The organism is Streptomyces anthophorae, from assembly GCF_049310305.1.
GTDB lineage: Bacteria > Actinomycetota > Actinomycetes > Streptomycetales > Streptomycetaceae > Streptomyces.
In genome coordinates this window covers 3,985,678-4,006,940 of record NZ_JBLWQQ010000001.1, presented here as the reverse complement: position 1 = coordinate 4,006,940, position 21,263 = coordinate 3,985,678, and the positions used below count along the sequence as shown (strand labels likewise).

Sequence of the window (21,263 nt, the reverse complement as noted above, 5' to 3'; positions counted from 1 at the left end):
GCGTTCTCCGGCGCGGGATTCCCGGAACCTTGTACGGGAATTCCGCCCGGAGGGGTGAATTCGGCATGAATTCACGGTGATCCACCCCGTGCTTCCGTGTGCTCCCGATGTGTTCGGATTCCGGATGTGTTCTGGATGTGTTCCGGTGCGTTCGAGAGGCGTGTGCGCGGATGACGCGCGGGGCTACGCTGCTGGTGCGTGCGTGCACACGGGGGAGGTCCGCATCATGCAGCCGCTTCAGACCGGCGAACCCACGGTGGTGGGGCCCTACCGGTTGCTCGGCAGGATCGGTTCGGGCGGCATGGGCAGGGTGTATCTGGGCCGCAGCGCCGGAGGGCGCACCGTCGCCGTGAAGATCGTGCACCCGCACTTCGCGCTCGACGACGAATTCCGGGCGCGCTTCAAACGTGAGGTGCAGGCGGCCCGCCGGGTCGGCGGGGCCTGGACGGCGCCGGTGCTCGACGCCGACCCGGACGCCGAGGTGCCCTGGGTGGCGACCGGATACGTCGCGGGCCCCTCCCTCACCCAGGCCGCGAGCGAGGGCTCCGGCCTGCCCGAGCATTCCGTGCGGGCCCTGGGGGCCGGCCTCGCCGAGGCGCTCGCGGCCGTGCACGGCCTGGGGCTCGTGCACCGCGACGTGAAGCCTTCGAACGTGCTGCTGACCCTCGATGGCCCGCGGCTCATCGACTTCGGCATCGCCCGCGCCACCGACGGCACGGCCTCGCTCACCTCCACCGGCGTCTCCATCGGCTCGCCCGGCTACATGTCGCCCGAGCAGATCCTCGGCAAGGGCGTCACGGGCGCCGCCGACGTCTTCTCGCTCGGCGCGGTCCTCGTCTACGCGGCCGTGGGATCCTCCCCCTTCCCCGGTGACTCGTCGGCCGCGCTGCTCTACAAGGTCGTCCACGAGGAGCCCGAACTCGGCTCGCTCACCGGGGAGCTGCGGGAGGTCGCCGCGGCCTGCCTCGCGAAGGACCCGGCCGCGCGCCCCGCTCCCGAGGAGATCGCCCGGCGCCTCGCCCCGGACGGCGCGGCGCGGCTCGTCCGGGCGGGGTGGCTGCCGGGCCCGATGGTGGAAGAGGTGTCGCGCGGCGCGGTGCGGCTCCTGGACCTGGAGGGCGCGCCCGCCGACGTCCCGCACTCGGGGCCCATGGAGTTCAGCAGCCCCGCCGTCTCCGGGGGTTCGCGGCCCGCGGGCGTCTTCGGACCGCCGGATCCGTCGTACGCGCCCGTGCCCACGCCCCGTACGGAGGGGCCGCCCACCGAGGGGCCGGAGCGGGACGCCGCGCCGGGGCGCCTGTCGATGTCCGTGACGGCGAGCTCGACCCCCGACAGGCCGAACGGCCGGGGCCGCCGCGTCAGTTGCACGGTGGCGCTCGCCGTGGCCGGCGCGTTCGCGGCGGTGACCGTCGGCGGAGCGGTCTTGTTCAACGTGCTGCCGAGCGAGGGCGGCGACAGCGACCAGGGCAGCGCGAGCGATGCCGGGCCCGCCTCGTCCGCCGCCCCGAAGGCGCCGGGCGTGCCGAAGTTCTATCTGGGTTCGTGGGACGGGCCCGCCAAGCAGGCGGGGGTCTCCTTCGGCACGTTCCGCGTCGACCTGAAGCAGGCCAGGGCCCACAAGCAGGTCGGCAAGGTGACGTCGACGGACCCGCTGGGCATCCAGTGCGTCGACGTACTGACCCTGAGGTCCGCCGACGGCAAGGTGCTGGTCGCCGACGGCAGGGCCGCCCCCGGCAACCCGGGCACCTGCGCGAAGGGCCCGCACACCGTGCGCCTCACCCGGCACGGCGCGTCCCTCGAATACACCTCGCAGTACCCGGCCGCGGGCAATCCCACGGCGGACCTCGACCGGGTCACGGGCGGCTGAGGCCCGGTGCGGGAGAGAGCGGGCGAGGCGTGGTGCAAGGAGGCGTGGTGCAAGGGGGACCGCTGATCGCCACCGAGGCCGGTGCGCCGGTCGTGCTGGTGGTGCTCGCCGCGGTGTGGGGCGCGGCCTGCGGGCTGCTCCTGCCGCGGCCCGCGTACCGGCTGTCCGTCGAACCCGGGGAGCCGTGGCGCCCGGCCCGCGGCTGGCTGGGGCCGCGACCGGGGCCCCGGGCCGCCGGGCTCTCCGCCGGCACCGCGCTCGTCTGCGCGCTGCTCGCCACCGCCACCGGCACCCGCCCCGAACTGGGCGCCTGGCTGCTGGTCGCACCGCTCGGCGTGCTCCTGGCCACCGTCGACTTCGCGGTGAAGCGGCTGCCCGACGTGCTCACGCTGCCGCTCGCCGGGCTCACCGTGCTCGCGCTCGGCGCGGCGGCGCTGCTGCCGGAGGCCGGCGGGGAGTGGAGCGGCGCGCTGTGGGGCGCGCTCGGCCTCGGCGCGGGATACCTGCTCCTGCTCCTCGCCTACCCGAAGGGCATGGGCTTCGGGGACGTGAAGCTCGCGGTGGGGCTCGGCGCGGCGCTCGGCTGGTACGGGTGGGGCGTGCTGTTCCTGGGGGCGTTCGCCGGAGTGCTGTTCAACGGCCTGTACGCCCTGGCCCTCGTGGTGACGCGGCGGGCCGGGCGCGGGACCGAGATCCCCTTCGGCCCCTTCATGATTCTGGGCGCCCTCGCGGGGGTTCTGCTGGGCGGCCTGGGAGCCTGACGTACGCTGAGATTTCAGCTCAGACTCGTCGAGATTCCAGCTCGGACTCGTCAGAATCCTCGAAAGGGGCTCGCCCGGTGACCGAGAAGGCCGCGCTTCAGTCCGTCCTCGACCGCGCCGCCGACGGTGGGCGGATCACCCCCGAGGAGGCCGTCGCCCTCTACCGCGACGCCCCGTTGCACGCGCTCGGCGCCGCCGCCGACGCGATCCGCCGCCGCAAGTACGCGGGCATCGAGCACATCGCGACGTACATCATCGAGCGGAACATCAACTACACGAACGTGTGCGTCACGGCGTGCAAGTTCTGCGCCTTCTACGCGGCCCCCAAGGACACCAAGAAGGGCTGGTCGCGCGACCTCGACGACATCCTGCGGCGCTGCGCGGAGACGATCGAGCTGGGCGGCACGCAGATCATGTTCCAGGGCGGCCACCACCCGGACTACGGCGTCGAGTACTACGAGGAGCACTTCGGGGCCATCAAGAAGGCGTACCCCGAGCTGGTCATCCACAGCCTCGGCGCTTCGGAGGTCGAGCACATGGCCCGCATCTCCAAGGTGTCCGTCGAGGAGGCGATCCAGCGCATCCACGCAGCCGGCCTCGACTCCTTCGCGGGCGCCGGCGCGGAACTCCTCCCGGCGCGCCCCCGCAAGGCGATCGCCCCGCTCAAGGAGTCCGGCGAGCGCTGGCTGGAGATCATGGAGACGGCGCACCGCCTGGGCGTCGAGTCGACGTCCACGATGCTCATGGGCACGGGCGAGACCAACGCCGAGCGCATCGAGCACCTGCGCATGATCCGTGACACGCAGGACAAGACGGGCGGCTTCCGCGCCTTCATCCCGTACACGTACCAGCCGGAGAACAACCACCTGAAGGGCCGCACGCAGGCCACGCTCTTCGAGTACCTGCGGATGATCGCGATCGCCCGGATCTTCCTGGACAACGTCCAGCACATCCAGGGCTCGTGGCTGACCACCGGCAAGGAGGTCGGTCAGCTGTCGCTCCACTACGGCGCCGACGACCTCGGCTCGATCATGCTGGAGGAGAACGTGGTCTCCTCGGCCGGTGCCAAGCACCGCTCCAACCGCATGGAGATCATCGAGCTGATCCGCAAGGCCGGTCGCGTTCCCGCGCAGCGCGCCACGACGTACGAGCACCTCGTCGTGCACGACGACCCGGCGAACGACCCGGTCGACGACCGTGTCACCTCGCACATCTCGTCGACCGCGATCGACGGCGGGACGGCTCACCCCGAGCTGAAGCTCGTCTCCACCAACTGAGCCCGCCTTGGCGACACTTCACGTCACCGAGGCCGACGGGGCGGCCGTCCTCGTCGAGGGCGAGACCATCAAGGCGCTCGGCCCGTACGAGGAACTGGCCGCGGCGCTCGACGGCCCAGCGCAGGCGCGGGTGCGGCGCTGGCCCGGCATCCTGACTCCCGGGCTCCTCAACCCGTACGGTCCCGAGATCCTCGAGCACACGTACCACCCGGATCCGCGTGAGGCGGACACCTACGGGACGGTGCCGATCGGCGGCGAGCGGGCGCGGGAGATCTTCCGCGCGGACCCGTCCCGGCTCGGCGCGAGCGCCCGGCGGGGCGTGCAGCGGCTGTTCGCGCACGGGACGGTGGCCCTCGCGGGTGAGCTCCGCTCCAAGGCGGTCCTCGAGGTGGCGCGGCGCTCGGGCCTCGCGTTCGGCGCCCGGCCCGAGCGGCTGCCGGGGCCGGTGTCGCTGTCCCCGCGGCCGATGGTCCTGCTGCCGGCCCTGACCGTCGGCGGACCGGCACGCTTCGCGGTCTTCGACGTGGCGGACCGTGCGGAACTGGTGGCCAAGGGGGCGACCACGTGTGTGGCGACGGTGGTCGGCGGGCGACTGGTCTACCGCTCCCACTGACGGCTCCGCCGGGGGGCCGGGGGGTGTGGGTGCCGGTGCCGGTGCTGTTCTGCCGCACCGGCGTTACGGCCTCGGGGCTCTGCCCCGGACCCCGCGCCTCAATCGCCGGCGGGGCTTGAAAGATCGGGACCCCGCGCCTCAATCGTCGGCGGGGCTTGAAGATTGGGGCTCCGCCCCGGACCTCGTTGGCCCCCGTCACAGGGCGGTGCTTGATCGTCCCGCCCACCCGCAGGCGATGGCCCTGGCCGTGACCCCGCCCGACTCCGCCACCTATTTCCTCCGGGAAGGCCGGCCTCGCGGGGGTGGCGCCCTCGCCTTGGGCAACCCGCCGCCCACTGTGGCTCCCGCCCGGGACGACGAGGGTTGCCTCCGCGTGGGTTGCCCCCTGGTCTTGGGTAATCCGCCGCCCACTGCGGCTCCCTGCCTGGTCCCGCGTAGGCTGCCCCGCTTTGGGTGATCCGCCGTCCACTGCGGCTGTCAGCCCGGTGCCGCGTGGGCCGCATCCGCCCTGGGGGATCCGCCGCCCGCCCGGACTTCCCGCCCGATGCTGCGAGGGGGCCCGGCCCACCACGGCTCCACGTCCCGTACGTCGAGGGCCGCCCCTGCCCACCCGTGCCCCCGCCCGACTCCGCCACCTATCTCCCACCCGCCCGCCCCCTCCGGGGACGTCGGCCTCGCGGGGTGGCGCCCCCGCCCACCACGGCTCCCCGCCCATGGCCGTCGGCCGCAACCGCCTTGGGCAATCTGCCGCCTTGGGCGGCAGGGTGGGCAAGGCGGCACCCCGGTGCAGGGCAACGCAAGGGTCGGGCATCGCCCCGGTACGGGTTACAAGCCCGGTGCCGCGTAAGGGTGGTGCGGGTCTTCGGCGCCGTCCCACGGAAACGACGAGTGCCACCCCGGCACGGCCCGGGCCCACGGGGGCCGAGCCCCCGGAGGGGGCGGGTGGGTGGGAGATGGGCGGGGACCGACGCAGTCGGCGGCTGCGCCGAACTCTTACGGTGGGCGTCGGCCCGGTAAGGCGTTGCTCCGGTGCTGCGGAACGCCCGCGGTGGGCGTCGACTCCGGCATGGCGTCGCCCCGGCTGCGCCGAACTCTTACGGTGGGCGTCGGCCCGGTAAGGCGTTGCTCCGGTGCCGCGGGACGCTCGCGGTGGGCGTCGACTCCGGCATGGCGTCGCCCCGGCTGCGCCGAACCCATACGGCGAGGTGCCGCCCCGGCATGGCGCACCCCGGCTCCGCCGGACCCTCACGAGGGGCCCCGCCCCGGGCACGGGTCACCGCCACCCGTCGCGGGCCGCCTGACACAATGGCGCCGTGACCCGTGCATCCCTGGACAAGCAGCCCCACGAAGTCGCCTCGATGTTCGACGACGTGGCGGAGAAGTACGACCTCACCAACGACGTGCTGTCCCTGGGACAGACCCGGCTGTGGCGCAAGGAGGTCGCCAAGGCCGTCGACGCCCGCCCCGCCCAGAAGGTCCTCGACCTCGCCGCCGGCACCGCCACCTCCTCGCAGCCCTTCGCCCAGGCGGGTGCGTACGTCGTCCCCTGCGACTTCTCCCTCGGCATGCTGCGCGTGGGAAAGCAGCGCCACCCGTGGATGCCGTTCACGGCGGGCGACGGCACGAAGCTGCCGTTCAAGGACGACACGTTCGACGCCGTGACGATCTCCTTCGGGCTGCGCAACATCCAGGAGACCGAGGCCGCGCTGAGCGAGATGCACCGCGTCACCAAGCCGGGCGGCCGCGTCGTCATCTGCGAGTTCAGCCACCCGACGTGGGCCCCCTTCCGCACCGTCTACACCGAGTACCTGATGCGCGCCCTGCCGCCGGTCGCCCGCGCGGTGTCCTCGAACCCGGACGCGTACGTCTATCTCGCCGAGTCGATCCGCGCCTGGCCCACGCAGCCCGAGCTGGCCGCGCTGATGCAGGGCGTCGGCTGGCAGCGGGTGGCCTGGCGGGACCTCACCGGCGGCATCGTCACGCTGCACCGCGGCTACAAGAAGGCGTGAGCACGCGCGCGTACGTGAGCACGCGCGCGTAACGGTTCAACTGTGCCTGACGGCAAACGCGTTGAGGGGAACCGGGCGGCGGACAGGATGTGTCCGTTGAGAGTGGGGGACCTCCGGCTCCGGTGAGCGACGGGGCGTGCCCCGCCGTACCCGACGCCACGGGGGGCCGCCATGCCGTCGTCGAACTGCCCGCACTGCGGGGCCGCCTCGCCCGACGAAGCGCGCTTCTGCATGAGCTGCGGCCAGGAGCGCCGGCCCGCCGACCAGGCCGGCCCCGTGCCACCGCGGCCACCGGCGGCGCCGCCCACCGCCCCGCCGCCGCCCACGCACCCGCCGGAGCCCGCCGGGCGGCCCTCGGCCGTGGGCGCCTTCTTCGGCAGGGCGCTGCGCGGCGACTGGCCGGGCGCGGCTCAGGCCGCCCTGTGGCCGGTAGGACTGCTGCTGGTCGGCGCGGTCGGGCTCGCGATCCCCACGTACGGTCAGAACGCCGACGACGGCGACTTCGTCGGATTCGGCGACCGGATGAGGATCGCCCTCGCCGTGCTCATGCACGGGCTCGGCGGCGGCTTCGAGGTGCGGAGCCACAGCCGGGGCTCGTCGCTCGACACCGTCAGCGGTTCGGCCGGCGGTTCGATCGACGGCTCGATCAGCGTGTCGATGCCGCCGCTGCTCGTCGCGGTGCTGTGGAGCGTCGCGCTGCTGACCGGCGTGCGCATGCTGCGTACGCGGATGCTCGACACGCACGCGGCGACGGCCGCCTGGACGCCCCGGCCGGACCGCACCCTGGGGCTCGAGGTGGCCGTCCGGGTCGGCCTGCTCGCGATGGCGGGCACCGTGGTGCTCGCCCTGTTCGGGCAGCCGGAGATCCAGCAGGTGGAGTTCGTCTCGGCGCCGTTCATGGTGGCGCTGTGCACGCTGGCGCTGGGCGTGATCGTGACCGTGGGCGTCTTCCAACGGGCCGACATCGCCGAGTGGTTGACCGTCCGCCCCGGTGTCGCGCTCGCGGGCCGGGCCTTCGGCTCCGCGGTGCGGGCGACGGCGTGGGTGCTGCCGCTCGCGCTCGTGGCGGCGTTCGTGGTGGGCGCCGTCGCGGGCGACGGCTTCGACTCCTCGGGCACCGACGACGCGAGCGACGCGGGCGGCACCGCGGGCGGCATCGTCCTGCTCCTGCTCTGTCTGCCCAACGTCGCCGTGATGGCGCTCGGCTTCCTGTGGGGCGCACCGCTCCAGGCGCAGGCGCGCGGTTCCGGTCTCGCGGGTGGCGGGACGTACGAGAAGGAGTCCTTCGGCTGGGGGCAGCTCGGCGACGAGGCCGGCACCGGGGCGGTGGTCGGCGTCGCCGCGGCGGGGCTGCTGCTCGCGCTGCTCGTCGGCTGCGTCATCGCGCGGCGCTCGCGCGAACGCCGCGAGATGTTCCTCGGGGGCGGCGTCTTCTACGTTCTGCTGCTGATCCTCGCCGCCGTCGGTGGCCTGGAGGCCGAGGGCTCGGGCGGGCTCGCCGGCGATGTCCTCGCCGACGGGCGCGTCGAGGCCGGCCTTGGCATGCCGGAACTGCTGCTGTTCGGCTTGCTGTGGGTGGGCTGCGGCGTCCTCGCTGCGCCGTATCTGCTGCGCCTGTTGGGCCTGGACGCGGGGCAGCGGGCTCCCGTCGACCGCCGCGGCGTCGGTGTCTGGGTCGGCACCATCGTGGGCGCCTTCGTGATCGGCGGTGGTGCGGCGGCCGGGGTGCTGCTCCTTCAGGGCGCCGGGAACGGGGACGGGGACGGCGGGTCGAGCGCCAAGGACGACAAGCCGGTGGCCGCCGCGAGCACCGAGGGCCCTTCGGCCTCACCGAGCCCGTCCGCCTCCGCCTCCGCCCCCGCCTCCGACTCCACTGCTGACTCCGCATCCACGGCCGCGTCCGCACCCGCCACCGTCCCCGCCGGCTACCACCGGGTCACCGACAGCCTCGGCTTCTCCTTCGCCGTCCCCGATGCGTGGTCCCGCCAGGGCGTCGAGAACGGCAGCCAGGTCACGTACGCGGGCAGCACCGGCCTCGAGCACTACCTGGTCGGCGTCATCCCGAACGCCGACTACACCTCGTACGGCAACCTCCTGAACATGGAGAAGCACGCCCGGGCGGACAAGGACAAGGCGAACTACCAGCGGGTGCGCCTGGAGAGGAACACCTTCCAGGGGCGGCCCGGCGCGCGCTGGGAGTACACCTACGAGAACGGGGCCGGGCAGACCCTCCACTGCGTCGACCAGTCCTACATCGGCGCCGACGGCACCGAGTACGCGATCCTGCTCACCGTGAACGACGACGTCTGGGCCGAGTCCGAGGAGATCTACCGGGTGGGGCTCGACACCTGGCGGCTCACGGACACGGACTGAACGACCCGGCGCGCGTGGGCGGCTCGTCCGGTTCGCCGAGCTCCCTGCGCATGCCGCCGCCCCGGGGACCCGGCGCCCGCGGCACGCGCACGCCGGCCCCGCCGCCACCGCCCTCGCCCTCACCGAGGTCGAACCAGACCGTGACGACCGCGTCCCGCGGCACCTCGACGCCGGGCAGCGGGTACTGGCGCACCACGTACTCCACCGTCACCCGGTCGAAGTCGTCCCGGTCCGCCGCCACGATCAGCACGCCGTGCTCATGGGCCGCCTGCCGCGCGTCGACCGCCATCAGGCCGACGAGCTTCGGCACGGGAACGTCCGGCGGCCCGGCATCCGGCATCTTGGGCGTCTTGGGTGTCTTCACCACAGATGTCACCCCCAGGAGGTACCGGAAGGGTAGCTCCTGGGGTGTGGTGTCCGGAAGGTCCGGTCAGCGCTCCGGCGGGCGGGGTCAGAACTCCAGGCGGAAGCAGTGCCCCCGCTTCCCGGTCGGCGTCACGAACGTCTCGGCCAGCTCCATGCCCAGGCGCCGGGTCACCGCGATCGACCGCTCGTTGCCGGCGTCGACCATCGCGACGACGCTCGGTACGCCCGCGGCCCGGACCCGCTCCAGCGTCAGGTGCGCGGCCGTCGTCGCGTACCCCTGCCCCCAGTACGCGCGCCCGAGCCGCCAGCCGATCTCGATCTCGCCGGTCGGCCCCCACTCCCGCTCCCACGGCTGCGCGCCCGTGAACCCGATGACGTCGCCGACGGCGTCGGTCATCGTCCACAGGCAGAACCCGCGCTCCGCCTCGTGCCTGCGCTGCCGCGCGGTCAGCTCCTCGTACACGGAGAGATCCGCCGACTTGCCTCCGTGGAACTCCATGACATCGGGGTGGTCGAACACCCCGTGCCAGGCGAGCGCGTCCTCATGGGTGGGGACGCGCAGATCCACGGCGGGCAGAACTCGACTCATGGGCTGGCCCTTCGGCTGGGTGATCGCAGTCGCTGCTGCATTCTCCCGGGGGCAACCCCCGGACCCCCGGCCGGACGAGCAGGCCGTCGGGGGCGAGGACCGATCAAGGATCGGCGGCCTGCGGTGAATAGACTGCCCATGTCCGTGCCGGACGGCACACCGTTTTCGAGCCTGGGGAGAACCCGCCGTGACCGAGCAGCCCAAGCGGCTCACCGACAAAGCTGAGCACAGCGCGGACGTGATCGTCGTCGGGGCCGGACCCGCCGGTTCGACGACCGCCTACTACCTCGCCAAGGCCGGCCTCGACGTCCTGTTGCTGGAGAAGACGGCCTTCCCGCGCGAGAAGGTGTGCGGCGACGGCCTCACCCCGCGCGCCACCAAGCAGCTCGTCTCCATGGGGATCGACATCTCCGAGGAGGCCGGCTGGCTGCGCAACAAGGGCCTGCGCATCATCGGCGGCGGCGTCCGCCTCCAGCTCGACTGGCCCGACCTCGCCTCGTACCCGGACTACGGACTCGTTCGCAAGCGCGACGACTTCGACGAGCAGCTCGCGCGGCAGGCGCAGAAGGGCGGCGCCCGCCTGTACGAGCGGTGCAACGTCGGCGCCCCGATCATCGACGAGCGCACGGGCCGCATCACGGGCGTGCACGCGAAGCTCGGCGAGGAGAAGACCCCGGTCACCTTCCACGCCCCGCTGGTGGTCGCGGCCGACGGCAACTCCACGCGGCTCTCGCTCGCGATGGGCCTGCACCGCCGCGAGGACCGCCCGATGGGCGTCGCCGTCCGTACGTACTTCACGTCGCCCCGCCACGACGACGACTACCTGGAGTCCTGGCTGGAGCTGTGGGACCGGCGCGGCGCCGAGGACCGGCTGCTGCCCGGCTACGGCTGGATCTTCGGCATGGGCGACGGCACGTCCAACGTGGGCCTGGGCATCCTGAACTCCTCGAAGGCCTTCCGCGAGTTGGACTGGCGCGAGGTCCTCAAGGCCTGGTGCGCGTCGATGCCCGAGGACTGGGGGTACACCCCGGACAACATGACGATGCCGATCCGCGGCGCCGCCCTCCCGATGGCCTTCAACCGTCAGCCGCACTACACCAAGGGCCTGCTCCTGGTCGGGGACGCGGGCGGCCTGGTCAACCCGTTCAACGGCGAGGGCATCGCGTACGCCATGGAGTCCGGCCAGATCGCGGCCGACGTCATCGTGCAGGCACACGCGCGTGCCACCGACGCCCAGCGCGAACTGGCCCTCCAGCGCTACCCGAAGGTCCTCAAGGACACCTACGGCGGCTACTACACGATGGGCCGCGCCTTCGTGAAGCTCATCGGCAACCCGAAGATCATGAAGATCGCGACGCAGCGGGGTCTGACCCACCCGATGCTGATGAAGTTCACGCTGAAGATGCTGGCGAACCTGACGGACCCGACCGGCGGCGACGCGATGGACCGGGTCATCAACGGGCTGAGCAAGGTCGCCCCGAAGGCCTGACCCGGAGCCTTCGCGCGGTGCTCGTGCCCGGCCCCGACTTTGCCGGGCCGGGCGGCTCGGGGGAGGGTGGACCCATGATTTTCATCGCCGTGAAGTTCACCGCCCGCCCCGAGCACGCCGACTCGTGGCTGGAGAAGACCGCCGCGTTCACCGCGGCCACCCGCGCCGAGGAGGGCAACCTCTTCTTCGACTGGTCCCGCAGCGTCGAGGACCCGAACCAGTTCGTGCTCCTGGAGGGCTTCCGGGACGGCGACGCCGGCGCCGCGCACGTGGGCTCCGACCACTTCAAGGCGGGCCTCGACGCCATGGCGCCGCTGATCGCCACCACCCCGGAGATCATCAACGCCGACATCCCGAACGAGGGTTGGGGCGCGATGGGGGAGCTCTCCCCGCAGGCCTGAGCCGCCCTTGGGGGACAGCGCCGCCCCCGGGCAGCGCTGTCCCGGTTTATCCGCACAAACACCGAAGGCCGCCGCACCCCGCAGGGGGAGCGGCGGCCTTCGGCCGTGCCACCGTGAAGCCCGCGAGGGGCCTTAGGAGGCTGTGTGCGGCCTTTGCGGACCGCAGGGGTCCCTGGGGACCCGGGAGTTCACCAGAACCTCGGAGAGGCTCAGAGGACGCGCACCGCGCCGGTCGGCTGGTCGTAGGAGAGCGGCTTCTCGACGACACCGGTCGAGGAGTTCTGCGCGCCGACGAAGTTGCCGCCGCCGACGTAGATCGCGACGTGGTAGGCGCTGCCGGAGCTGCCCCAGTAGAGGATGTCGCCCGGCTGGAGGTTGTCCAGGCCGACCTGGGTACCCGTCGCCGACTGGTCCTGCGAGACGCGCGGCAGGTCGACACCGGCCTGCTTGAACGCGGCCTGCGTGAGGCCGGAGCAGTCCCAGGAGCTGGGGCCCGTGCCGCCGGACACGTAGGCGTCACCGATCTGCGCCTTGGCGAACGCCACGACCGCAGCGGCGGAGCCGCTGGCCGGGGCGGGGGCCTCGTCGGAGGAGGTCGAGGCGGACGCCTGGAGCGTGGTGCGCTCGCTGGAGCGGGAGGCGGCGGCCTTCTCGGCGGCCTCGCGCTTGGCGGCGGCCTCGGCCTTGGCCTTCGCCTCGGCCTTCCTCTGGGCCTCGGCCTTCTTCTCGGCGGCGACCTGGTCCTTCTTCGCCTGGTCCGCGGCCTTGTCGAAGGCGGCGTCGCGCTCGGCCTGGACCTGGTAGTTGGCCGCGGCCTGCTGGGTGGCGTCCGCGGACTGGGCGACCTGAGAGGAGAGGTCGGCGGTGAGCGTGGGCATCTCGATGGTCTGCGTCACCGGCTCGGCGGCGTTGGCCGGGCCGGCCGCACCAGCGACTGCCAGGGTGCTGAGGACGCCACCGGTAACTCCGGCGCGCAGGGCCATCTTCGACGCGCTGCGGCGGGGCTTCCGGTGGCTGGGTATGTGAGCGGTGTGGGACATGAGACCAACCGGTATCAGGGCCTCCCCGATCCCTTCAAGAAACGTGTGGTGCGCCACAGTTGTGGAGCGGGGAGCCGAAATCGGGTCCCGACAGGCTTTATTGACGCCGTAACGGGCATATTGGACAAGCCCTCGCACCGTCCTGAGCACGGGTTTTCAGCAATACGCCCGAATTGCCCCACGCTTACCACCCGTTGAGGCCGTTGGCCAAGCCCGGTTTCTGACGGTGTGACTACCGCGTGACGCAGGTCACAAGTGGACCCCTAGGGGGCGCGGTGCACACGCGATGAACACATCTCGCGTCCATTTCCATTCACACCCATCCCTCCAACGTGTGAACGGAGTCCACTATCAGCCAACCCCGTCCAGCACCAATTTGCTTGCATGCGCCACCTCTTGATAGTGAGCGCACCGCTCCGACCAGGGGTTACTGGCCAAGTTGTCACCACTGGTGATCACTCAGGTGCTTCGCGTGTGAAGATCACCGCTCATCCGACTTCATGATCCTTCGTCAGGTGGTGGAGATCACAAAGTAGTTGGCGCACCCCGTGTCGCAGATCACAGAGTTGCAGGCATAGGATGCGGGGCAAGTTGGGCTTGTGACCCGCTTCACATGTAGGCGATCTTCGACCGTTCGCAGGACGTGGGGTGCGGGCGCGGGCTCATGGCAACCGCCAGCAGTCAGTGCCGACTGAGAGGAGCGAGGAGCGGTGAACGCTTATGCGCCCATCCTCGTACTGGGAGCCCTCGGGGCAGGCTTTGCGATCTTCTCCGTGGTCATGGCCACGCTTATCGGTCCAAAGCGGTACAACCGGGCCAAGCTAGAGGCCTACGAGTGCGGGATCGAGCCGACCCCCACGCCGGCCGGTGGCGGGCGCTTCCCCATCAAGTACTACCTGACGGCGATGCTCTTCATCGTCTTCGACATCGAGATCGTCTTTCTCTACCCCTGGGCCGTCACCTTCGACGCCCTCGGGGTGTTCGGGCTCGTAGAGATGCTGCTCTTCGTGCTCACCGTCTTCGTCGCGTACGCGTACGTATGGCGGCGCGGCGGCCTGGAATGGGACTGAGCCCCGTATAGGGGAGACCAGGAGCCACAGACCAATGGGACTCGAAGAAAAGCTGCCGAGCGGATTCCTGCTGACCACCGTCGAACAGGCCGCGGGCTGGGTGCGCAAGTCGTCCATGTTCCCCGCCACGTTCGGACTCGCCTGCTGCGCCATCGAGATGATGACGACGGGCGCGGGCCGTTACGACCTGGCGCGGTTCGGCATGGAGGTCTTCCGCGGATCGCCTCGCCAGGCGGACCTGATGATCGTGGCCGGGCGGGTGAGCCAGAAGATGGCGCCCGTCCTTCGCCAGGTCTACGACCAGATGCCGAACCCCAAGTGGGTCATCTCCATGGGCGTCTGCGCCTCCTCCGGCGGGATGTTCAACAACTACGCGATCGTGCAGGGCGTCGACCATGTCGTCCCGGTCGACATCTACCTGCCCGGCTGCCCGCCCCGGCCCGAGATGCTGATGGACGCGATCCTCAAGCTCCACCAGAAGGTGCAGGGCGGCAAGCTCGGCGTGAACGCCGAGGAGGCGGCCCGCGAGGCGGAGGAAGCGGCGCGCAAGGCGCTCCCGACGATCGAGATGAAGGGGCTGCTGCGGTGAGCGACGCGCAGAACGGCAAGGGGCCCGAGAAGGGCTCCAACGGGGTCAACCCCGAAAAGGACCTCAGCGCTTCCAACCTCCCGGGGCAGCGCGGCGATCAGGGCGAGGAGATCCGCGTCCAGCGCGGCATGTTCGGCGCCAACAACGGCGGTGACACCTCCGGCTACGGCGGCCTCGTCCGCTCGATCCGGCTGCCCGGCGAATCGTCCCGCCCCTACGGCGGCTGGTTCGACGAGGTGGCGGACGAGCTGGAGGGCGCCCTGGAGGAACAGGGCCTCGTCCCCGAGAACGCCATCGACAAGACGGTCGTCGACCGCGACGAGCTCACCTTCCACATCGAGCGCGAGCACCTGGTCCGCGTCGCCCGCACCCTGCGCGACGACCCGGCCCTGCGCTTCGAACTGTGCACGGGGGTCTCGGTGGTGCACTACCCCGAGGACAAGGGCCGCGAGCTGCACGCCGTCTACCACCTGCGCTCGATCACCCACAACCGGCTGATCCGCCTCGAGGTCTCCGCGCCCGACGCGGACCCGCACATCCCGTCCCTGGTCCCGGTGTATCCGACGAACGACTGGCACGAGCGCGAGGCGTACGACTTCTTCGGGCTCGTCTTCGACGGCCACCCCGCGCTGACCCGGATCATGATGCCGGACGACTGGCAGGGCTTCCCGCAGCGCAAGGACTACCCCCTCGGCGGCATCCCCGTCGAGTACAAGGGCGCCCAGATCCCGGCTCCGGACCAGCGGAGGTCGTACTCGTGACCACTCCTTCTGAAGCTTCTGCATCTCCCCGCGAGACCACCGAAGGCACCGTCTACACGGTCACCGGAGGTGACTGGGACGAGGTCGCCGAGTCGGCCGCCAAGTCCGACGACGAGCGCATCATCGTCAACATGGGGCCCCAGCACCCGTCCACGCACGGAGTGCTGCGTCTGATCCTGGAGATCGACGGCGAGACGGTCACCGAGGCCCGCTGCGGCATCGGCTACCTCCACACCGGCATCGAGAAGAACCTCGAGTACCGGACGTGGACGCAGGGCACCACGTTCGTGACGCGCATGGACTACCTGACGCCCTTCTACAACGAGACGGCGTACTGCCTCGCCGTCGAGAAGCTCCTCGGCATCGAGGACGAGATCCCGGACCGCGCCAGCATCATCCGCGTGCTCCTCATGGAGCTGAACCGGATGTCCTCGCACCTGGTGGCCATCGCCACCGGCGGCATGGAGCTCGGCGCGACCACGATCATGATCTACGGTTTCCGCGATCGTGAACTCGTTCTCGATGTCTTCGAGTTGATCACCGGCCTGCGGATGAACCACGCGTTCGTCCGGCCCGGCGGACTCGCCCAGGACCTGCCGCCCGGCGCGGTGGACCAGCTCCGCGAGTTCGTGAAGAAGATGAAGAAGAACCTTCCCGAGTACGACAAGCTCGCCACCGGGAACCCCATCTTCAAGGCCCGTATGCAGGACGTCGGCTACCTCGACCTCGCGGGCTGCATGGCCCTCGGCGCCACGGGGCCGATCCTGCGCTCCGCCGGACTGCCGCACGACCTGCGCAAGGCGCAGCCGTACTGCGGCTACGAGAACTACGAGTTCGACATCCCGACCGCCGACACCTGTGACTCCTACGGGCGCTTCCTGATCCGCCTGGAGGAGATGCGCCAGTCGCTGCGCATCGTCGAGCAGTGCCTGGACCGCCTGGAGCCGGGCCCGGTCATGGTCGGCGACAAGAAGATCGCCTGGCCCGCCCAACTGGCCCTCGGCCCGGACGGTCTCGGCAACTCGCTCGACCACATCAAGAACATCATGGGCACCTCCATGGAGGCCCTCATCCACCACTTCAAGCTGGTGACCGAGGGCTTCCGCGTCCCGCCGGGGCAGGCCTACACGGCCGTGGAGTCGCCCAAGGGCGAGCTGGGTGTGCACGCCGTGTCCGACGGCGGCACCCGCCCGTTCCGGGTCCACTTCCGCGACCCGTCCTTCACCAACCTTCAGGCCATGGCGGCGATGTGCGAGGGCGGCCAGGTCGCCGACGTCATCGTCGCCGTCGCGTCCATCGACCCCGTGATGGGAGGCGTCGACCGGTGACCACCAGTTCTTCGGAGCAGGGCGTGAGTCTGGGCATGCCACAGCTGCCCGCGCCCGCCTACCCGGACGACGTCCGAACCCGGCTCGAGGCCGACGCGAAGGAGATCATCTCCCGCTACCCCGGCTCCCGCTCGGCACTGCTTCCGCTGCTGCACCTCGTGCAGTCGGAGGAAGGGCATGTCACGCGCACCGGCATGCAGTTCTGCGCGGACATGCTCGGCCTGACCACCGCCGAGGTCACGGCCGTCGCGACCTTCTACACGATGTACCGAAGGAAGCCGAGCGGCGACTACCAAGTGGGCGTCTGTACCAACACGTTGTGCGCCGTCATGGGCGGCGACGCCATCTTCGAGTCGCTCCAGGAGCACCTCGAGGTCGGCAACAACGGCACCACGGACGACGGCAAGATCACGCTGGAGCACATCGAGTGCAACGCCGCTTGTGATTTCGCTCCCGTGGTGATGGTCAACTGGGAGTTCTTCGACAACCAGACGCCCGAGACCGCCAAGCAGCTCGTCGACGACCTGCGCTCGGGCGCCGAGGTGTCACCCACGCGCGGCGCTCCCTTGTGCACCTTCAAGGAGACCGCGCGCATCCTGGCCGGATTCCCCGACGAGCGCGAAGGGGCCGTCGAGGCCGGCGGCAGCGCGGGGCCCGCCTCGCTGATCGGGCTCCGGCTGGCCAAGGGCGAGACGGAGCCCGCGCGCGTGGTCCACCCGCGCGGCGAGGGCATCGAGGGCGAGCCGGCCCACGATCCGTCGCCCACGGAGCACTTGAGCTCGCACGACGCGCCGCAGGACACGTCGGCCTCCGACCCGCAGCACCCAGCGGGACCGACCGCCGAGGAGGGGGAGTGATGACCTTGGCAGCCGAGATCGAGAACAACGACACCAGCCCGGAGAAGCTGCTCTCTCCGGTCCTGTCGGCCTTCTGGGACCAGGACAAGTCCTGGTCTTTGGATGTGTACCGCCGGCACGAGGGATACGAGGGGCTGCGCAAGGCCCTCGCCATGGCACCGGACGACCTGATCGCGTATGTGAAGGACGCGGGGCTCCGCGGGCGTGGTGGCGCCGGATTCCCGACGGGGATGAAGTGGCAGTTCATCCCGCAGGGAGACGGCAAGCCGCACTATCTAGTTGTCAACGCCGACGAATCGGAGCCGGGGACCTGCAAGGACATCCCGCTCCTCTTCGCGAACCCGCACAGCCTCATCGAGGGCATCGTGATCGCGTGTTACGCGATCCGTTCCGAGCACGCGTTCATCTACTTGCGCGGTGAAGTGGTCCCCGTACTGCGGCGCTTGCACGAGGCCGTGCGCGAGGCCTACGCCGCGGGGTATCTCGGGCAGAACGTCCTGGGCAGCGGTCTCAATCTCGAACTCACCGTGCACGCCGGCGCGGGCGCGTACATCTGTGGTGAGGAGACCGCACTCCTGGACTCGCTCGAAGGCCGCCGTGGTCAGCCGCGACTCCGTCCCCCCTTCCCTGCCGTCGCGGGCCTCTACGCCTGCCCCACTGTGGTGAACAACGTCGAGTCCATCGCGTCGGTTCCCGCCATCATCAATCGGGGCAAGGACTGGTTCAAATCGATGGGCAGCGAGAAGTCCCCGGGCTTCACGCTCTACTCGCTCAGCGGCCACGTCGCGAGCCCCGGCCAGTACGAGGCCCCGCTCGGCATCACGCTGCGCCAGCTCCTCGACATGAGCGGCGGCATGCGGCCCGGCCACCGCCTCAAGTTCTGGACACCCGGCGGCAGTTCGACGCCGATGTTCACCGACGAGCACCTCGACGTACCCCTTGATTACGAGGGAGTCGGAGCCGCCGGATCGATGCTCGGCACGAAGGCGTTGCAGTGCTTCGACGAGACGACCTGCGTCGTGCGCGCGGTCACGCGGTGGACCGAGTTCTACGCCCACGAGTCCTGCGGCAAGTGCACGCCGTGCCGTGAAGGAACGTACTGGCTCGTGCAGTTGCTCCGCGACATCGAGGCCGGCAAGGGCACGATGTCCGACCTCGACAAGCTGAACGACATCGCCGACAACATCAACGGCAAGTCGTTCTGCGCCCTCGGCGACGGCGCCGCCTCGCCGATCTTCTCCTCGCTCAAGTACTTCCGCGAGGAGTACGAGCAGCACATCACGGGCAAGGCCTGCCCCTTCGACCCGGCCAAGTCGACGCTCTGGGCGGACCGGGGCGACAAGCACCGCACGGAGGTGAACGCATGACTGTGACCGCTAGCGCTCCCTCCGGGGGCGGCGAGGCGGCGGTTCCGCCGGAAGACCTCGTTTCGCTGACGATCGACGGCATCGAGATCAGCGTCCCCAAGGGGACCCTGGTCATCCGGGCCGCCGAGATGCTCGGCATCGAGATCCCGCGCTTCTGCGACCACCCGCTGCTCGACCCCGCAGGCGCCTGCCGGCAGTGCATCGTGGAGGTGGAGGGCCAGCGCAAGCCGATGGCGTCCTGCACCATCACCTGCACCGACGGCATGGTGGTCAAGAGCCAGCTCTCCTCCCCGGTCGCCGAGAAGGCGCAGAAGGGGGTCATGGAACTGCTGCTCATCAACCACCCCCTCGACTGCCCGGTCTGCGACAAGGGCGGCGAGTGTCCGCTCCAGAACCAGGCGATGTCGCACGGCCAGGCCGACTCGCGCTTCGAGGGCAAGAAGCGCACCTACGAGAAGCCGGTCCCGATCTCGAAGCAGGTGCTGCTCGACCGCGAGCGGTGCGTGCTGTGCGCCCGCTGCACCCGGTTCTCCAACCAGATCGCCGGCGACCCGATGATCGAGCTGATCGAGCGCGGCGCGCTCCAGCAGGTCGGCACGGGTGAGGGCGACCCCTTCGAGTCGTACTTCTCCGGGAACACCATCCAGATCTGCCCGGTCGGCGCGCTGACCTCGGCGGCGTACCGGTTCCGCTCCCGGCCCTTCGACCTCGTGTCGTCGCCGAGCGTGTGCGAGCACTGCGCCGGCGGCTGCGCGACGCGCACGGACCACCGGCGCGGCAAGGTCATGCGGCGCCTCGCGGCCAACGACCCCGAGGTCAACGAGGAGTGGATCTGCGACAAGGGCCGCTTCGGCTTCCGGTACGCGCAGAAGCCCGACCGGCTCACCCACCCCCTCGTACGGGACGCGGAGAGCGGTGAACTGCGGCCCGCTTCCTGGCCGGAGGCGCTGGAGGCCGCCGCGCGCGGGCTCGCCGCCGCCCGCGGCCGGACGGGCGTGCTCACCGGTGGCCGCCTCACCGTCGAGGACGCCTACGCGTACAGCAAGTTCGCGCGCGTCGCCCTCGACACGAACGACATCGACTTCCGCGCGCGCGTGCACAGCAGCGAGGAAGCCGACTTCCTGGCGGCGCGCGTCGCCGGTCGCGGTCGCGACCTGGACGGCAGCGGGGTCACGTACACGAAGCTGGAGAAGGCCCCGGCCGTTCTCCTCGTCGGGTTCGAGTCGGAGGAGGAGGCGCCCGGCGTCTTCCTCAAGCTCCGCAAGGCGTGGCGGGGCCATGGCCAGAAGGTCTACTCGCTGGCCACGCACGAGACGCGCGGCCTGGAGAAGGCGGGCGGCACGCTGCTGCCGGCCGCTCCCGGCACCGAGCCCGAGTGGCTCGACGCGCTCGCCTCCGGTGTCGGCCTCGAAGGCGGGGGAGCGGACGCCGCGCAGGCGCTGCGCGGCGAGGGCGCCGTGATCGTCGTCGGCGAGCGGGTCGCGGCTGTGGCGGGCGGTCTCACCGCCGCGGTACGGGCCGCGTCCGCGACCGGGGCCGAGCTGGTGTGGATTCCGCGCCGGGCCGGTGAGCGCGGCGCCGTCGAGGCGGGCGCGCTGCCCTCGCTGCTGCCGGGCGGCAGGCCCTCGACCGACCCGCGCGCGCGGGACGAGGTCGCCGCCGCCTGGGGTGTGGCCGAACTGCCGCACCGCTTCGGCCGGGACACCGGGCAGATCGTGGAGGCCGCGGCCACCGGCGAACTGGGAGCCCTGGTGGTGGCCGGTGTCGAGGTCGCCGACCTGCCGTCGCCGGCACGCGCGCGTGAAGCCCTTCACGAGGTGGGTTTCCTGATCTCCCTGGAGCAGCGGCCCAGCGAGGTCACCGACCACGCCGACGTCGTCCTCCCGGTGGCCGCGGTCGCCGAGAAGGCGGGCACGTTCCTCAACTGGGAGGGCCGTGCCCGGATGTTCGAGGCGGCACTCAAGCCCGACCAGATGACACGGCGCGTCGCGCCCACGGACGCGCGCGTGCTGCAGATGGTGGCGGACGCGATGGACGTCCACCTGGGGCTGCCGGATCTGCGCTCGCTGCGCGGCGAGTTGGACCGCCTGGGCAACTGGGACGGCCCGCACGCGACGGAGCCGCTGGAGACGACGGGTCAGCTGCCGCGCCCCTCCTCCGGGGAGGCCGTACTCGCCGGACACCGGCTGCTGCTCGACCTGGGCCGCCTCCAGGAGGGTGACGACGCGCTCGCCGGGACCCGGCATGCCGCCCACGCGCGCGTGTCCGCCGCGACCGCCGCGGAGGCGGGCGTGAAGGACGGCGACGTACTGACGGTCACCGGGGCCCTGGGCAGCGTCGCGTTCCCGCTCCAGGTCACCGATATGCCCGACCGCGTCGTGTGGCTGCCGCTCAACTCCGAGGGCGGCGGCGTCGCTTCGGACACGGGGGCCGTGCCCGGCGACCTGGTGAAGATCGGCCCGGCCGTCGCCGCCGGAACCCCGGAGGTGCAGTCATGAACCCACTC

Annotated in this window: 18 protein-coding genes; 15 read left to right on the top strand and 3 right to left on the bottom strand. The window is 71.3% G+C overall.

All coding sequences use genetic code 11. The annotated features are described in order from the left end of the window. The first annotated feature begins 226 nt into the window (after nucleotides 1-226). The 6 genes from ACNYS0_RS17925 to ACNYS0_RS17900 all read left to right on the top strand — a co-directional run bounded on the left by ACNYS0_RS17925 (nucleotide 227) and on the right by ACNYS0_RS17900 (nucleotide 8,900). Complete coding sequence (locus ACNYS0_RS17925; RefSeq protein ID WP_422474843.1) at nucleotides 227-1,867, top strand: serine/threonine-protein kinase; 1,641 nt, start codon at nucleotides 227-229, stop codon at nucleotides 1,865-1,867. A 47-nt stretch (nucleotides 1,868-1,914) separates the two neighbouring features. Continuing rightward, the gene (locus ACNYS0_RS17920; protein ID WP_422482692.1) at nucleotides 1,915-2,628 is read left to right on the top strand and encodes a prepilin peptidase; all 714 of its coding nucleotides are present in this window, start codon (nucleotides 1,915-1,917) and stop codon (nucleotides 2,626-2,628) included. A 77-nt stretch (nucleotides 2,629-2,705) separates the two neighbouring features. After that, the gene (mqnC, locus tag ACNYS0_RS17915) at nucleotides 2,706-3,905 is read left to right on the top strand and encodes a cyclic dehypoxanthinyl futalosine synthase (RefSeq protein WP_422474841.1); all 1,200 of its coding nucleotides are present in this window, start codon (nucleotides 2,706-2,708) and stop codon (nucleotides 3,903-3,905) included. Nucleotides 3,906-3,912: 7 nt separating this feature from the next. Beyond that, nucleotides 3,913-4,518, top strand: a complete 606-nt coding sequence (locus ACNYS0_RS17910; protein ID WP_422474839.1) for an imidazolonepropionase-like domain-containing protein — start codon at nucleotides 3,913-3,915, stop codon at nucleotides 4,516-4,518. A gap of 1,313 nt (nucleotides 4,519-5,831) precedes the next feature. Further along, a complete protein-coding gene (locus ACNYS0_RS17905; protein ID WP_422431767.1) occupies nucleotides 5,832-6,527 on the top strand; it encodes a demethylmenaquinone methyltransferase in 696 nt (231 codons plus the stop codon). Between the two features lie 171 nt (nucleotides 6,528-6,698). Continuing rightward, nucleotides 6,699-8,900, top strand: coding sequence for a hypothetical protein (locus ACNYS0_RS17900; RefSeq protein ID WP_422474837.1), 2,202 nt, complete (start codon nucleotides 6,699-6,701; stop codon nucleotides 8,898-8,900). On the opposite strand, the gene ACNYS0_RS17895 is transcribed toward ACNYS0_RS17900, so the two are convergent. Beyond that, the gene (locus tag ACNYS0_RS17895; protein ID WP_422482690.1) at nucleotides 8,884-9,240 is read right to left on the bottom strand and encodes a PASTA domain-containing protein; all 357 of its coding nucleotides are present in this window, start codon (nucleotides 9,238-9,240) and stop codon (nucleotides 8,884-8,886) included. The two genes, ACNYS0_RS17900 and ACNYS0_RS17895, sit on opposite strands and share 17 nt — an antisense overlap. Nucleotides 9,241-9,351: 111 nt before the next feature. After that, entirely contained in the window at nucleotides 9,352-9,855 is a 504-nt protein-coding gene (locus ACNYS0_RS17890) for a GNAT family N-acetyltransferase (RefSeq protein WP_422474835.1), read from the bottom strand. 187 nt (nucleotides 9,856-10,042) lie between these two features. On the opposite strand from ACNYS0_RS17890, the gene ACNYS0_RS17885 reads away from it, so the two are divergent. Both ACNYS0_RS17885 and ACNYS0_RS17880 read left to right on the top strand, forming a co-directional pair. Then, entirely contained in the window at nucleotides 10,043-11,344 is a 1,302-nt protein-coding gene (locus tag ACNYS0_RS17885; protein WP_422474833.1) for a geranylgeranyl reductase family protein, read from the top strand. A 74-nt stretch (nucleotides 11,345-11,418) separates the two neighbouring features. Continuing rightward, nucleotides 11,419-11,745: a putative quinol monooxygenase gene (locus ACNYS0_RS17880; RefSeq protein ID WP_422474831.1), complete on the top strand. Its 327-nt coding sequence runs from the start codon at nucleotides 11,419-11,421 to the stop codon at nucleotides 11,743-11,745. A gap of 209 nt (nucleotides 11,746-11,954) precedes the next feature. Here ACNYS0_RS17880 and ACNYS0_RS17875 read toward each other — a convergent pair whose 3' ends face one another. Further along, a complete protein-coding gene (locus ACNYS0_RS17875; RefSeq protein WP_422474829.1) occupies nucleotides 11,955-12,785 on the bottom strand; it encodes a C40 family peptidase in 831 nt (276 codons plus the stop codon). Between the two features lie 710 nt (nucleotides 12,786-13,495). On the opposite strand from ACNYS0_RS17875, the gene ACNYS0_RS17870 reads away from it, so the two are divergent. The 7 genes from ACNYS0_RS17870 to ACNYS0_RS17840 are packed head-to-tail and all read left to right on the top strand — an operon-like array spanning nucleotide 13,496 to nucleotide 21,255. Beyond that, nucleotides 13,496-13,855: an NADH-quinone oxidoreductase subunit A gene (locus ACNYS0_RS17870; RefSeq protein ID WP_007383963.1), complete on the top strand. Its 360-nt coding sequence runs from the start codon at nucleotides 13,496-13,498 to the stop codon at nucleotides 13,853-13,855. 34 nt (nucleotides 13,856-13,889) lie between these two features. Continuing rightward, nucleotides 13,890-14,444 carry a NuoB/complex I 20 kDa subunit family protein gene (locus tag ACNYS0_RS17865; RefSeq protein ID WP_422408828.1) on the top strand — a complete coding sequence of 185 codons (555 nt, stop codon included), beginning with the start codon at nucleotides 13,890-13,892 and terminating at the stop codon, nucleotides 14,442-14,444. Further along, nucleotides 14,441-15,205, top strand: coding sequence for an NADH-quinone oxidoreductase subunit C (locus ACNYS0_RS17860; RefSeq protein WP_422474827.1), 765 nt, complete (start codon nucleotides 14,441-14,443; stop codon nucleotides 15,203-15,205). Before ACNYS0_RS17865 ends, ACNYS0_RS17860 begins: the two co-directional genes overlap by 4 nt. Then, nucleotides 15,202-16,533: an NADH-quinone oxidoreductase subunit D gene (locus ACNYS0_RS17855; RefSeq protein WP_422474825.1), complete on the top strand. Its 1,332-nt coding sequence runs from the start codon at nucleotides 15,202-15,204 to the stop codon at nucleotides 16,531-16,533. The genes ACNYS0_RS17860 and ACNYS0_RS17855 overlap by 4 nt, the downstream gene beginning before the upstream one ends. Then, nucleotides 16,530-17,390, top strand: coding sequence for an NADH-quinone oxidoreductase subunit NuoE (nuoE, locus tag ACNYS0_RS17850; RefSeq protein WP_422474823.1), 861 nt, complete (start codon nucleotides 16,530-16,532; stop codon nucleotides 17,388-17,390). The genes ACNYS0_RS17855 and nuoE overlap by 4 nt, the downstream gene beginning before the upstream one ends. Then, nucleotides 17,390-18,757 carry an NADH-quinone oxidoreductase subunit NuoF gene (nuoF, locus tag ACNYS0_RS17845; RefSeq protein ID WP_422474821.1) on the top strand — a complete coding sequence of 456 codons (1,368 nt, stop codon included), beginning with the start codon at nucleotides 17,390-17,392 and terminating at the stop codon, nucleotides 18,755-18,757. The genes nuoE and nuoF overlap by 1 nt, the downstream gene beginning before the upstream one ends. Beyond that, entirely contained in the window at nucleotides 18,754-21,255 is a 2,502-nt protein-coding gene (locus ACNYS0_RS17840) for an NADH-quinone oxidoreductase subunit G (protein ID WP_422474819.1), read from the top strand. Before nuoF ends, ACNYS0_RS17840 begins: the two co-directional genes overlap by 4 nt. Nucleotides 21,256-21,263 lie beyond the last annotated feature (8 nt).

What these genes read in the sequence shown, in the direction of transcription:
- ACNYS0_RS17840 (WP_422474819.1), top strand. Translation starts at nt 18,754, where the DNA reads ATGACTGTGACCGCTAGCGCTCCCTCCGGGGGCGGCGAGGCGGCGGTT.
- ACNYS0_RS17880 (WP_422474831.1), top strand. Translation starts at nt 11,419, where the DNA reads ATGATTTTCATCGCCGTGAAGTTCACCGCCCGCCCCGAGCACGCCGAC.
- ACNYS0_RS17875 (WP_422474829.1), bottom strand. Translation starts at nt 12,785, where the DNA reads ATGTCCCACACCGCTCACATACCCAGCCACCGGAAGCCCCGCCGCAGC.
- ACNYS0_RS17865 (WP_422408828.1), top strand. Translation starts at nt 13,890, where the DNA reads ATGGGACTCGAAGAAAAGCTGCCGAGCGGATTCCTGCTGACCACCGTC.
- ACNYS0_RS17890 (WP_422474835.1), bottom strand. Translation starts at nt 9,855, where the DNA reads ATGAGTCGAGTTCTGCCCGCCGTGGATCTGCGCGTCCCCACCCATGAG.
- nuoF (WP_422474821.1), top strand. Translation starts at nt 17,390, where the DNA reads ATGACCTTGGCAGCCGAGATCGAGAACAACGACACCAGCCCGGAGAAG.
- ACNYS0_RS17925 (WP_422474843.1), top strand. Translation starts at nt 227, where the DNA reads ATGCAGCCGCTTCAGACCGGCGAACCCACGGTGGTGGGGCCCTACCGG.
- ACNYS0_RS17900 (WP_422474837.1), top strand. Translation starts at nt 6,699, where the DNA reads ATGCCGTCGTCGAACTGCCCGCACTGCGGGGCCGCCTCGCCCGACGAA.
- ACNYS0_RS17895 (WP_422482690.1), bottom strand. Translation starts at nt 9,240, where the DNA reads ATGCCGGATGCCGGGCCGCCGGACGTTCCCGTGCCGAAGCTCGTCGGC.